This window comes from Staphylococcus sp. TE8 (assembly GCF_000692055.1).
Taxonomy (GTDB): domain Bacteria; phylum Bacillota; class Bacilli; order Staphylococcales; family Staphylococcaceae; genus Staphylococcus; species Staphylococcus capitis.
In genome coordinates, this window is record NZ_JMGB01000001.1 from 1,174,470 (window position 1) to 1,187,718 (window position 13,249).

General features: G+C 32.3%; 12 protein-coding genes. 1 reads left to right on the forward strand and 11 read right to left on the reverse strand.

What is annotated here, in order from left to right:
- Positions 1–9 precede the first annotated feature (9 nt).
- The 5 genes from CM54_RS05495 to CM54_RS05515 form a co-directional block, all read right to left on the reverse strand.
- The gene (locus tag CM54_RS05495; protein ID WP_037549496.1) at positions 10–3,864 is read right to left on the reverse strand and encodes a DNA translocase FtsK; all 3,855 of its coding nucleotides are present in this window, start codon (positions 3,862–3,864) and stop codon (positions 10–12) included.
- 20 nt (positions 3,865–3,884) lie between these two features.
- A complete protein-coding gene (gene ytpR, locus CM54_RS05500) occupies positions 3,885–4,481 on the reverse strand; it encodes a YtpR family tRNA-binding protein (RefSeq protein WP_002434829.1) in 597 nt (198 codons plus the stop codon).
- Positions 4,482–4,497: 16 nt separating this feature from the next.
- Positions 4,498–5,361 carry a DUF1444 domain-containing protein gene (locus CM54_RS05505; protein WP_037549498.1) on the reverse strand — a complete coding sequence of 288 codons (864 nt, stop codon included), beginning with the start codon at positions 5,359–5,361 and terminating at the stop codon, positions 4,498–4,500.
- Positions 5,362–5,476: 115 nt separating this feature from the next.
- Positions 5,477–5,788, reverse strand: coding sequence for a thioredoxin family protein (locus CM54_RS05510; protein WP_030058669.1), 312 nt, complete (start codon positions 5,786–5,788; stop codon positions 5,477–5,479).
- A gap of 14 nt (positions 5,789–5,802) precedes the next feature.
- Entirely contained in the window at positions 5,803–6,879 is a 1,077-nt protein-coding gene (locus CM54_RS05515) for a M42 family metallopeptidase (protein ID WP_037549503.1), read from the reverse strand.
- Positions 6,880–6,964: 85 nt separating this feature from the next.
- On the opposite strand from CM54_RS05515, the gene CM54_RS05520 reads away from it, so the two are divergent.
- Positions 6,965–7,279, forward strand: coding sequence for a peptidase (locus CM54_RS05520; RefSeq protein ID WP_037549506.1), 315 nt, complete (start codon positions 6,965–6,967; stop codon positions 7,277–7,279).
- Between the two features lie 53 nt (positions 7,280–7,332).
- On the opposite strand, the gene CM54_RS05525 is transcribed toward CM54_RS05520, so the two are convergent.
- The 6 genes from CM54_RS05525 to CM54_RS05550 form a co-directional block, all read right to left on the reverse strand.
- Positions 7,333–8,157, reverse strand: coding sequence for a YtnP family quorum-quenching lactonase (locus CM54_RS05525; RefSeq protein ID WP_037549509.1), 825 nt, complete (start codon positions 8,155–8,157; stop codon positions 7,333–7,335).
- A 275-nt stretch (positions 8,158–8,432) separates the two neighbouring features.
- The gene (trmB, locus tag CM54_RS05530) at positions 8,433–9,077 is read right to left on the reverse strand and encodes a tRNA (guanosine(46)-N7)-methyltransferase TrmB (protein ID WP_023350085.1); all 645 of its coding nucleotides are present in this window, start codon (positions 9,075–9,077) and stop codon (positions 8,433–8,435) included.
- A gap of 13 nt (positions 9,078–9,090) precedes the next feature.
- Positions 9,091–9,882 (reverse strand): phosphotransferase family protein, encoded by a 792-nt coding sequence (locus CM54_RS05535; protein ID WP_002434704.1) that lies wholly within the window; start codon positions 9,880–9,882, stop codon positions 9,091–9,093.
- A gap of 399 nt (positions 9,883–10,281) precedes the next feature.
- A complete protein-coding gene (gene dat / locus CM54_RS05540) occupies positions 10,282–11,130 on the reverse strand; it encodes a D-amino-acid transaminase (RefSeq protein ID WP_002434747.1) in 849 nt (282 codons plus the stop codon).
- 3 nt (positions 11,131–11,133) lie between these two features.
- Complete coding sequence (gene pepV, locus CM54_RS05545; protein ID WP_037549514.1) at positions 11,134–12,543, reverse strand: dipeptidase PepV; 1,410 nt, start codon at positions 12,541–12,543, stop codon at positions 11,134–11,136.
- A 267-nt stretch (positions 12,544–12,810) separates the two neighbouring features.
- Positions 12,811–13,233 carry a YtxH domain-containing protein gene (locus tag CM54_RS05550; RefSeq protein ID WP_037549517.1) on the reverse strand — a complete coding sequence of 141 codons (423 nt, stop codon included), beginning with the start codon at positions 13,231–13,233 and terminating at the stop codon, positions 12,811–12,813.
- Between the last annotated feature and the right edge of the window lie 16 nt (positions 13,234–13,249).

Consider the following 13,249-nt stretch of genomic DNA (forward strand, 5'->3'; position numbering starts at 1 on the left):
TTACTCAATTTATTCTTTATTTAAATCCGCTTCAGTAATATAAACATCCCTTGGTTTAGAACCGTTAGCACCTGATATATAACCTAACTGCTCTAATTGATCTATAATTCTAGCTGCTCTATTGTAACCAATTTGGAAATGTCTTTGAATCAATGAAGTTGATATATGTCCTTCATTCACCATAAACTCGCACACGTCATGGAATAAATCATCTTGTGCTTGAGATTGTGTTTTCTTTAATAATTCCTTTTCTTCAAATAAGTATTCAGGTTCTCGCTGCTGTTTAATAAAGTCAACGACATCATCTATTTCCTCATCAGAAACGAATGTACCTTGAACACGAATTGGCTTATTCATTCCACTTCCTAGATATAGCATATCACCATATCCTAATAAGCGTTCCGCGCCACCACTATCTAGAATTGTTCTTGAATCCACGCTTGAAGATACCATAAAGGCAATTCTAGTAGGAATATTTGCTTTAATCAGACCCGTAATAACATTTACTGAAGGTCTTTGTGTAGCCACTAACATATGAATACCACATGCACGTGCTTTTTGAGCAATACGTGCAATTGATTGTTCTACTTCTTGAGGTGCCATCATCATCAAGTCGGCTAACTCATCAATTACTATAACAATTTTTGGCATTCTTTGCTCATAAGGTGCCTTTTTATTAAATGCAGTAATATTTCTTACGTGATATTGAGCAAATAATTTATAGCGCTTCTCCATTTCTTCTACTGCCCATTTTAAACTTTGAGTAGCAGCTTTCACATCTGTAATTACAGGAGAAACTAAATGTGGTAAATCATTGTATGGTGCTAATTCCACCATCTTAGGATCAATCAATAATAAGCGTAATTCTTCAGGGTGATTTTTATATAATAATGACATTAAGATACTATTGATACAAACCGATTTACCTGAGCCTGTTGCTCCGGCAATAAGTGCATGAGGCGTTTTAGCGATATCCATTAATAATGGTTCATTATTAATTCGATAACCCATCGCTACAGTTAATTTAGACTCTGTATTTTTAAATTTAGGTGTTTCTATAATAGATCGTAAGTTAACCTTAGTTGGGTCTTGATTTGGTACTTCAATACCTACAAGACTTGTTCCAGGAATTGGCGCTTCAATACGTATATCTTTGGCAGCTAATGCCATTTTAATATCGTCTTGAAGTGCAGTAATCCTTGAAACTTTCACACCTTTTTCTACAGATAATTCAAATCTTGTAACACTTGGACCTTCTGTTACATTTTTAACCTCTGCGGGCACATTGAAATAATAAAGTGCATCATTTAATTCCTGTTTCTTCTCTTCTATCCATTCTTCATCAACTTCGTGTGGTTCAGGTTCTTCTAATAAATCAAAGCTAGGCAATTTAATATTAGGTCCTTTTCTAATTCCTTGTTGCTTATCTTGAGGTGACTCTTGTTGGTTTTTATAAGAATTGGATGCTTGTTCTTTTACTTCCTGATGAGTAATTCCTGTTGCAGAAGTTTTATTATTATTTAGGTTAGTGTCATCATTATCTTTTACAGTTTCTGAGTAATAATTACCGCTACTTCTTCCACTAGTTTCATTATGAGATGTGCTTTGAGTATGCTGTTGAATATGATTATTGTTAACATTGTCACTTGTAGACACACCTGTAATACCGTCGTCGTTTGATTCAGATTGAGTTTGGTACTCATGTGAAGTTTGTTGATTTGTTTCACTTTCATTTAAATTATTTTCAGAACTTAATTGATGCTCACTGGAATCCTCTTTAGTAGATTGAACATTATGTTGTTCAGGTTTTAATTCAGGAACATTAACTCTACTATTGTTTTTACTATCCATCATACGTTTCTTATCTGAAGGAGTCATTACCACATTAAATGGTTTACTACCTGCAAATCGCGGTTTATGTGTTGAAACATCTTTTGATTGCGATTGAGTTGTTGGTCTATTTAATTCCGATTCTTGAGCCACACTGCCCTCTGATTGTGAAGTAACATCACTTGTTGAAGTTGAATTATTACTATTAGTATTATTCATGAACTGGTTACTATCTAATTCTGAATGTTCCTCACTATTGGTAAAGTGATTTGAAGACTCGGCATCTTCACTATTCATTTTTGAATGATGATCGTGTTCTTCTACACTTTCATTGTTACCAAATGATTGACCTTCATTAGCTGTCATACTATGTTTTGAATTAACCGTGGAAGCCATAGTATCATTATTTGAAGCATTTACTATCGACGAAGAACTATCACTATTTATCTCACTTGTACTTAATGAAGAAGCTGATTCTTTAAAATCATCATCGTTTTTCTGTCTATGTTTAGCATACTCCTTCTCATTATCAACACTTTGGTTAATTGCATTATTATAGTGTTCTTGCTGTTGTGAATTTTCATTTTCAAGGTGAGAAGTCGATTCTGATGATTGTTGGCTATCATTTAATTCTTGGAATTGAGCATCCTCTACATTATCGTTGTGTGCTTTATCAACACTAGTTTCCTCATTAGCATTTTCGCTAGAGGCATCACTTACATGCACATCTTCGTCATTTACCTTTTGAATATGTTGTTCATCATCAAGGTTGATTTCTTCATAATTGTACGACGAAGCGCCAATTTGGTCTTCTTTAAATGAAGTTGTTGTAGTACTTTCTGACACATTATTAGACTGTCCGTCATTCATATCCTCATCATTATGGTCTTCATCTAGGGAGCTTTCACCAATGTATTGGTGTGCTTGTTTCGCGTACATTTCATCAATTGCTTTTTGAATTTGATCTTCTTCATTGTCTTTATTTTGTTGTCTCTTTTGTTGAAGCGCTTTTTTAAATCTTCTTTTTTGAAGGACTTTACGTTCTCTTTCACGTCTGATTTCTTCAACGATTTGTGAAGCATAGATATTTTCAATATTAACAGTGTTGTCTTTTTTAGAATAATTAGGTGTTCGTCCTTCAGACTTTTGCGCTGAATGATCATTAGATTGAAGATGACTTGAAGATGTTTTCTGTGTCTGTTCTGTATCTGAAGTTTTGGCATGGTTTTCTTGTTGATATTGATTATCTTTTGATGATGATTCTTCAGATTGATAGCCCATTTGTTTATTTATAGATTGACGATACATGTTTACATCATGTGCATTTTTAGGTTGTTGTGATTTACTAGTTGCATTATTGCTATTTTGTAGAGAATCTTGTTTAGGTGGAATCACTCCGTTTTCTAAAGGACGTCGTTGCTTAGTTCCAAAAATAGCTGACGGAACGTCGCTCGCTTTGAAACTACCGCCATGATATGTAAGTTCAGAATTCGTAGAGGATTGGAGTTTACTGTTAGATTTCAAACGTTCAGATTGTAATTTCATGCGAGAATTTGACTTATTATTATATGAACGATAATCATCAGATTGACTGTTATTAGAACTTCTTTTAGAACGACTTGACTCGCGATGATGCATTTGATTTTCATTATGATTTGAATGTTGATTAATATGATCATGCTCACGCATTTGAGATGAACGTCTACGGCGATGTCTTTTTCCAGAATTATCAACTAAATTACGTGTAGAGTCATCATCTTGTGTGTCATATGTTCTTGAACCATAATTAGCATTGTATTCAGAAGTTTCATATTTTTTATCATTATCTAGATCGTTATATGAAGCTTCTTCAGATACATGCATAGGAAATCTAAATTTACCTCTTGGGCGATTATAAATATCATTGTTTTGAGGCAGTAATGAGTCTTGATTATTTTGTTGAGATTGAGTGCCCTGTCTTCTTTTTTTATTTTTACGTAACAGGTCGTCATTTGAATCATTATCTTCGCCAAATAATTTATCAAACCAGCTCATAATTTCACTACCTTTCTTTATTATTCAAAAAATGCTTGCCCAATTTCATAATCATCATTTAATACCATAATACCCTTCTCTTGAGGTGCATTTGGTAAATCTAATTCTTTCATTGAACAAATCATACCACTTGAATCAACACCACGTAATTTAGCATCTTTGATAACCATTCCACTTGGCATTACAGCACCTACTTTAGCTACTACTACTTTTTGTTCAGCTGCTACATTAGGTGCACCACAAACAATTTGTAAAGTTTCATTACCAACATTAACTTTTAAAACACTTAATTTATCCGCATCAGGATGTTTTTCTTTAGTTTCAACATATCCAACTACAAACTTAGGTGATAAATCAGTATCTAATTGATAGTTAAATCCAGAATTATTAATAGATTGTTGTAACGCTTCAATAATTTCTGAAGTTAATTTGATATGACCGTTTCCTTCTATTTTTATTTTATCTGATACGTTAAAGATATTGAAACCAACAACTTGCCCATCTTGAGTGATTTCGACTACATCATCTTTCTTGTTGTAATCAAATGCACCATCTGTAGGTTCAATCTGTAAAAAAGCTACATCTCCTACACCTTGTGGATTATAAAATAAGTTCATCTATAAAACTCCATTTCTATTGATTATCTTTATTATTAAATTTCTTTCTATTCGCTTCTAATCTCTGTATAACATCAGGATTACGTTTTTGTTTATTATTTTTTCCTAGAATAAATATTGGTTCTAAGTGTCCCTTGTCATAGCCAAATGATAATGAAGTAATTGGTACTAAACCTTTAGTAAAGAATTCCATTGTCAAATGAGCCATGACATCGTAACCTGTTTTATTACGTATATCAGCAATAATTAACACGTCTTGGTGAGGAACTGCAACTAACATCTCACCCTCACATTGTTCTTGGACTTCATTCAAGAATGACGTATTAAGTATGCGACTTGCATCATACCCATCATTAGAATTGATGAAATAAAAAATATTGCCTTTAACCTCATCAGTAGAATATTTATTTTTAAGTTTTCTAACATTGAATAATGACATTTCTTTAATTTGTTGTTCAGTCATATTTAATGTTTTTAACATACTTTCATCTATTAATCTGTATGATTTACCTAAATCGAGAGCATAATAAATATTCGTTTCAGCTGTATGTTCACTATAAATAAATGAATGACCTTCTTTAGTCTTCTTGTCAAAGCTTGTTGCTCGAACAACTGGCATGATTTTTATATCTTCCATTTTTTCTAAAGAATGATCGCCCATTTGAGCAATTGCTTCTTCTACATAGTAAACAATTTCATCTATAATTTTATCTTTTTGTTCTTCATATTTGGCGACAATAGCATTGAGTTTGATTGTGACACCTTTATAATTATCTGTACGATAAATTCTTAAAGTTTCTTCTTCTCTATCAAATTTAAAGTCTACGTCTAAATGATTTAAACGCGCTTTTAATTTATCTCTCATTTGGAAGACATTCATTTAAAACACTCCTATTTTCGCACCTTATAACAGTTTACAATAAATAACTGCTATATAACAGAAAAAACTAAAAATACGGTGTATAGATAACGTTATTTTCTAAATAAATTGATACTTAAATATATTTTGCTAAAAATGCATCAATTTGATCAATAGATTTTCTTTCTTTACCTATATAGCTACCTTCAAGTTTACCATTTTTATAAACTAAGAAACTGGGTATTCCTAGGATATCGTTATCAATACATATATCAATAAATTTGTCTCTATCTACCGAAACAAAATTAAAGTCTTTATATTTGTTTTCTAATTTAGGTAAATCAGGTTCTATAACTTTGCAGTCTGGGCACCAATCAGCGGTAAATTCAAAGACAGTATTACCTTGTTTTAATTCTTCAAATTGTTGTTCTGTATCAAGTTGTTTCACTTGTTCTACACTCCTTAACCAAATTTTAGTACTTCTATTTGATGATGATTTAAATGAGTTATACATTCTTTTAATAGTTGTCTAGCTGAGTAGTAATCTCTTATATCAAAAACTGCATCCGTGCTGTGTATATATCTTGCGCAAACGCCAATCACTGCTGTAGGTATGCCCTCATTTGCTTTATGAATCTCTCCCCCATCGGTACCACCTGGAGAAATATAATATTGATGTTTAATATCATTTTCTGTGGCTAACTTTAATAAATAATCTCTAAAGCGTGGCTTCAATATCATTGTACCATCTTTAATACGAATTAATGTGCCCTCCCCTAGTGCACCAGAGAGTTGTTGTTTCCCTTTTATATCATTAGCTGGGGAACAATCTACCACGAAGGCAATATCAGGTTTAATTTGCTCAGCAGCCGCTTTTGCACCTCTTAATCCAACTTCTTCTTGAACATTAGCGCCTACATACAAATCAACATCTAATTCTATATCTTTGAGCAATTCTAATATTTCTATCGCGAGGACACAACCATAACGATTATCCCATGCCTTAGCTATATAACGATACTCAGATAATTGAGTGAAAGATGTGTCAGGAACGATTGTATCTCCAATTTCAATACCTCTTTCTCGTACTTCTTCTTGAGATGAAGCACCGATATCTAACATTAAATCTTTTATTTCCGGAGCCGCTTCATTACCTGTTCTAAAGTGCTTTGGAATATTGGCAACAACGCCAACAATCTCATTGGCATTTCTATTTTTAACTTTCAGCCTTTGTCCTTGCCATATATCATTAGCAACGCCACCTAAATTAGTAAACTGAATCATACCATTATCAGTTATATGAGTAATCATAAAACCTATCTCATCCATATGTGCAGCAATCATTACTTTAGGGGCATTGCTTTGTTTAGATTTCTTAACTCCATAAATTCCACCCATGTTATTTTGAACAAATTCATCAACATAGGGGGTCATTTTTTGTTTCATGTAATCTCTTACTTCGTCTTCAAAACCTGGGGCTCCATGAAGCTCTGTTAATTGTTTTATGCGTTCTAAAGTTTTCGTATTATCTATCATCATACACAATCTCACTCCTTGCACTCTATTATATCATCTTCAATATGGTAAACTAAGAATAAGAATTTAGATAAGAGGAGATTATATGATGAAGTTTTTTAATTTTAAAGGTATAGCAATAGTGATGCTTTTCGTAACATTTATAACTTCACTATGTTTAGCATTTTATTTAACAAAGCGGAAATTATATAATGCCAATGACTTATTAAAAGAAGTTAAAACGTATTTTAGAAACGTAAAAGGCTCTTATATCGTACATCAACCTATTGTCTTGAATAATGTTAATCATAACCAACCTATCTATCAAGGTGGTATTACAGCTTATCATGATGGTAAATTAGTAGACTATGAGTTTTATGCGGATGCTAATTCTGGTCAAGTTATCGATATTATCGAGTTATAGCAATCTATAATTAAGGTTATCGTTTGAATAATTTATCAAACGATAACCTTTTTTTATTGTCTAGAAATAAATGTATCAATTGTTTTGAAGTCATCTTGGTATTTTACCGCAAAATAATTTTCATCATGATAAAACAAGAACCAATAATTATGATGCATGAAATATGGGATTAATCGTTCCTTTTCTCTAATGGATTGCATCGGATAGTCATCATAAGCTGTCACCCAAAGTGGATTAAGATGAGCAGTAGTCGGTAATATATCAGCCATATGCACAGCGTATTCATTATCACTTTCAATCGTAATGATTGAGTGACCGAAACTGTGCCCGCCTGTGTGCTTCATCTTTATACCAGGATAAGGTTCTATCTCATTTTCAAATAAAATTAACCTTTCCTTATAATCCCCTTGATTATAACTCCAATAAGTAGCTTGACTTCTTATGTTAGGTGAAAGAAATTCATGCCACTCGTCTTGCTGTATGAAATGTGTAGCTCGGTCAAAAATTGCATGCCCATCTTTATCTGTTAAACCAGAAGCGTGATCAAAGTGAAGATGGGTCATTAAGACCATATCAATATCAGAGGTTGTTAAACCTAATTGTTTTAAATCCTCATCTATTAAGCTCTCATATTCAACACCACTATTTCTTTGTTGTTTATCTGAAAGTTTACCATTACCAATACCCGTATCGATTAAAATATTCTTATCACTAGTTTGAATTAAAATAGGATGTGTCGGAGTATGAATTTGATTCTTATCATTTACTTTGTATTTTTTAGTCCATAACGGTTTGGGAACAACACCAAACATCGCCCCACCATCTATATTAGTGTTTCCACCTCTTAAATAATGGAGAGTAAATCGCCCTAATTTCAAAGATAACGCCTCCTTGACATTATTGAACTTCTCATAGAAATGATGCAAATTACATCTTTTATTAAAAATTATTATAAGTCACTATTAAAATCAAATGTAAGCATTTTATAGGAAAGTTTAAGTTCCCAGTCAATCTCATAGAAGTTTGAGTATACAAAATTTGATTCTCATTTTGAAATAGTTTATTAGGTAAAATAAAAAAAGCCTACAAAGTTTGTAACTTTGTAGACGTTCTATTTAAGACAATAGTTATATTATTTTCTTCTTTAAGGACTTTATAAATCCTTGTGAAATTTTGCTTCCATACGATAGATTCTTGAGCCTTTATCAGAAAACTTTTTCTCATATTCTGTTAGAATATTATCTTCATCATCTTCGTCATGTAGGTTTAAATTCATTTTTGTAAAATACATCCCAAATTGCGACATACTCTCAAGACTATATGCAAATAAACCACGATTGTCTGTTTTAAAGTGAATTTCTCCATCGTCCTTGAGAATCTGCTTATATAGAGCAAGGAATGTGTGATATGTAAGACGTCTTTTTGCATGACGTTTCTTTGGCCAAGGGTCTGAGAAATTAAGGTATATTCTTGAAATTTCTCCATCTTTAAAATATTCATTTAACTCAATAGCATCATTACAAATCATTTTAAGATTAGTTAAATTAAGTTCTTTTGTTTTATCAAGAACTTTATACATGACACTTTTCTCACGTTCCATTGATACAAAATTAATTTCTGGATGTTTAGAAGCTAAAGTAGTTATAAACTGCCCCATTCCTGAGCCAATTTCTATATATATTGGTTGTTCTGTGTCAAACCAATCAGACATACGGCCTGCGTGAGTACCGTCCATGTCTACTAGGTCAGGATGTTCTTTTAAATAATCTTCTGCCCAAGGTTTGTATCGAACTCTCATATTAAATTACTCCTTATATAAATAAGTTGCTATTCATAACTTCATTTAAGAATTTCAACCACATATTCATATCTTTATATCGTTTTTGTTCTTCATACCATTGAACCATACCAATGGATTGAATCACTGTATACCATTTCATACGTTTATTTAAATTGATACTCTCTTCTAGGCCATATGTATCAAACCATTTTGACCATTTAGATTGAGGAACATAGTTGTAAAGCAGCATACCTATATCTATAGCTGGGTCTGCAATCATTGCCCCTTCCCAATCAACGAGATACAATTCATCTCTATCAGACAATAACCAATTGTTATGGTTAACATCTCCATGTACTACAGTAAAAAAGCGTGAATCTAAATTTGGAATATGATCTTCTAAATAAGTTAAAGCTTTTCTAACAACATGGTGAGTTAGAACTTCTCTAGATAAAGAGGCATTAATTTTATTTAACATGATATCAGGAGTGATAGGTTCCATTTCCATACGTTTAAGCATGCTTAACAATGGTTTAGAACTGTGAATTTTATTGAGTAATTTCGCTACTCTGGTTTGATCCATTTCATCAGATTTTAATTCTCTACCGTTCTTCCAATGCTGTGCGGTAACAACTTCTCCTGTTTCAATTCTTTTCGTCCATACAAGTTTAGGTACAATTCCTTCTGCAGACAATGCAGCAATAAAAGGATTAGAATTACGTTTTAAAAATAATTTCTGTCCATCTTGTTCAGCCATATATGCTTCACCAGAAGCACCGCCAGCTGAATCAAGCGTCCACCCTAACTGATAAAACTGCTCCAACATGTTCACCTCACTTTCAATTAGAAAATGGCTCTAGAAATATATTTTCAAGAGCCATATATTCTAATTTATAGAAAAGCGCATATTCTAATTTTCTCTTACGCTCAATTGATATTTAGATAACAGTTTTTTAAGTTAGCTTTATAATATAAAATTCCCTAAATATTTTATTTAATCAGCCCGTTCATTATTTATCACTCATAGAAGATTTTATAATTTTTAAGGGTCAATTTCAACTAAAAATGAGAAACAAAATGACACATTTTACTAGTCGAAAGTACTTGTATTTTCTAAATCACTTTAATATAAATTATAACATAATTTTAGCACTAATTATTGAGAAATTAAGACAATTTTATTAAGATTTTTAAAGTTTAAATAATTTTAAAATTTAAGGTTTTAAATACTATGTGATTTAATGTACTTATTAAAGCCTTCTTGCAATTTACGAGTTACATCTCCTACTTTTCCATTGCCAATATCGTCACCATCCACTTTAATCACTGGCATGACTTCAGCAGAGGTACTAGAAATAATAACCTCATCAGCATTTTTTAAGAAATCAACTGTAAATGTCTCTTCTTTGAATGGTATGCCGTAATCTTCAGCGATCCATTTTATTACACGGCGAGTAATACCATTTAGAATAAAGTTATTGATTGGATGCGTATAAATTGCACCATCTTTAATCGCATAAACGTTACTAGATGCACCTTCTGTAACTGTCTCACCTCGATGTTGAATCGCTTCTGTAGCGTTATATTTAACAGCATATTCTTTTGCTAATACATTTCCTAAAAGATTTAAACTTTTTATATCACAACGTAACCAACGAATATCTTCAGTTGTCACACCATATACTCCGTTTTCTAATTGTTCATATGGTCTGTCATAACTCTTAGTAAATGCCATGATTACTGGTTTTGTTGGAGGCGTCGGGAAGGAATGTTCACGAGGCGCTACACCTCTAGTTGCTTGAATATAAATTCCACCATTTTTCACATTATTTTCGTTTAATAATTGACGAACTAAATCAATTAACTCATCTACTGTATATCCTAAATCTAGGCCAATTTCATTTGCGCTTCTCAAAAATCGTTCAAAGTGTTCTTTAACTGTAAATAATTTTCCTTCGTAAGCACGAATATATTCATAGATTCCATCGCCAAATACATAACCACGATCTTCGTAAGATACTTTAGCGTCTTTTTCGTTCAAAAATTCCCCGTTAATAAAAACTTTTGTCATCGTTTATCCCTCCACACATAAAGCATAAATTGCCTCTAAATAAATACTGGTTGCGTTAATCAATTGTTTTTTAGTCATATATTCATTTTTTTGATGCATTAAATCTTCAGTATCTTCAAACATAGCACCAAATGCGACGCCTTTGTCTAGGTTTCTAGCATAAGTCCCCCCACCAATCGTGTAAGGTTCAGTCATATCGCCAGTTTGGTTTCTATATGCTTTGACAAGTTTCTCCACAAATGGATCATCTTTATCTACATAATGTGGCTTTTGAACTTTACCAAGTTCAAGGCTAAATCCAATGTCTTTAATTTCATTAGTAAACCTTTCAACAGCCTCTTCAAATTCAAATCCCTGAGGATATCTTAAGTTCACACCGTATCTTCCAGCTTCTTTATTATCGTATTTAATAATTCCTATATTAGTAGTAACGTCTCCCATTACATCTGTATGGAATTTCATACCCATTTTTTCTCCAAAATGAGAATCAAAGAGGTAGCGATTATTAAATTCAACAAAATCTTTAGCACTTTTATCTAAATTTAAAGAAGACAAGAATTTAAGTAGATATAATCCAGCATTGACGCCTAGTGAAGGATCCATGCCATGAACCGCTTTACCTTCAACCGTTAAGATTAAAATTCCACTATCAACGGTACTTTCTCCTTGAAGCTCATTTTGTTCAACGAAATATTCAAAGTTTTGAATCACATCTGTCATATTTTCTTTAACTAATACACGGGCTTCAGCATGATCTGGTACCATGTTATATCTTTGACCAGATTCAAAGTTTAATAATTCATAATCTGGTTCATCTACGTCTTCATTTATTTGATCTTGAATTAAATCAAATGTAGTGATTCCTTTTTCACCATGTATCGCTGGGAACTCAGCATCAGGTGCAAAACCTAATGTAGGCATTTCTTCAGTTTGGAAATATCTATCTGTACATTTCCAATCAGACTCTTCATCTGTACCTATAATCATATGAATACGTTTCTTCCAATCTACGTTCATATCATTCAATATTTTCACGGCGTAATATGCAGCAATTGTAGGTCCTTTGTCATCTAGTGTACCTCTAGCAATAATTGCATCGTCTGTTACTACAGGATCAAATGGGTTAGAATCCCATCCATCACCAGCCGGAACAACGTCTACATGACATAAGATACCTAAGACATCTTCTCCTTGGCCAGCTTCTATTCGTCCGGCTATATGATCTACATCATGTGTTGAAAACCCATCTCTCTCAGCTAATTCGTACATGTAATCTAAAGCTTGTCTTGGTCCGGGTCCGACAGGTGCATCTTTAGAGGCTTTAGAATCATCTCTTACACTTTCAATAGATAATAAGCCCTTAAGATCATCAATCATTTGATTTTCATATTCTAGAACCTTTTCTTTCCACATTTGAGATCGACTTCCTTTTTATATAAGTTAAACTCCATTTTACAATATGTTACTCAGAAACTACAGTAAGATGTCAGAAAATTACTTAATTTTTTGTAATGATGATTTTCAAGTTAAATTATATCAAGTTTCGGAATACTAATATAATGCATATTTGAGTTTCAAATTGAATGCTTTATATATTTTTTGAGATAAAAAAAGAAGCCTATAAGTGAACTTCTAACGTTCATCTATAGGCTCTTTATTATTATTTTAAATTGATAAATTTTATTTATCTTCTAAAGCATTTTTATTATTTTTTAAATCATCTTCAGAGACAACTCTTAGATTATTAGAAGTTGTTGCGCCACCTTCGTCGTCAAACTTTCCTTCTTCTAAATCATCTGCTTTTTTGTCCTCTAAATCAGTAAATTTAGATTTTTCTTCTTCAAAGAATGCTTTAGGATCATTTTTAATACGATCAACATAATCTTTTGGATTATTTCTTACTTCTTGAATCGTTTCATTGGCTTTGTTTCCAATTTGGCTAGCAAAGTCTTTAGCATTTGCTTTGTATGATTCAGGATTTTCTTTATATTTGTTATATTCATTTTTAAGTTTGTCACGACTGTCTTTGCGTGATAAAGCGACTGCTGCAACAGCGCCACCAATGCCTAATGCAATTCTAAATAAATTTGTACTTTTACCCATAATTGTACACCTTCTC

What these genes read in the sequence shown, in the direction of transcription:
- CM54_RS05495 (WP_037549496.1), bottom strand. Translation starts at nt 3,864, where the DNA reads ATGAGCTGGTTTGATAAATTATTTGGCGAAGATAATGATTCAAATGAC.
- ytpR (WP_002434829.1), bottom strand. Translation starts at nt 4,481, where the DNA reads ATGAACTTATTTTATAATCCACAAGGTGTAGGAGATGTAGCTTTTTTA.
- CM54_RS05505 (WP_037549498.1), bottom strand. Translation starts at nt 5,361, where the DNA reads ATGAATGTCTTCCAAATGAGAGATAAATTAAAAGCGCGTTTAAATCAT.
- CM54_RS05515 (WP_037549503.1), bottom strand. Translation starts at nt 6,879, where the DNA reads ATGATGATAGATAATACGAAAACTTTAGAACGCATAAAACAATTAACA.
- CM54_RS05520 (WP_037549506.1), top strand. Translation starts at nt 6,965, where the DNA reads ATGAAGTTTTTTAATTTTAAAGGTATAGCAATAGTGATGCTTTTCGTA.
- trmB (WP_023350085.1), bottom strand. Translation starts at nt 9,077, where the DNA reads ATGAGAGTTCGATACAAACCTTGGGCAGAAGATTATTTAAAAGAACAT.
- dat (WP_002434747.1), bottom strand. Translation starts at nt 11,130, where the DNA reads ATGACAAAAGTTTTTATTAACGGGGAATTTTTGAACGAAAAAGACGCT.
- pepV (WP_037549514.1), bottom strand. Translation starts at nt 12,543, where the DNA reads ATGTGGAAAGAAAAGGTTCTAGAATATGAAAATCAAATGATTGATGAT.
- CM54_RS05550 (WP_037549517.1), bottom strand. Translation starts at nt 13,233, where the DNA reads ATGGGTAAAAGTACAAATTTATTTAGAATTGCATTAGGCATTGGTGGC.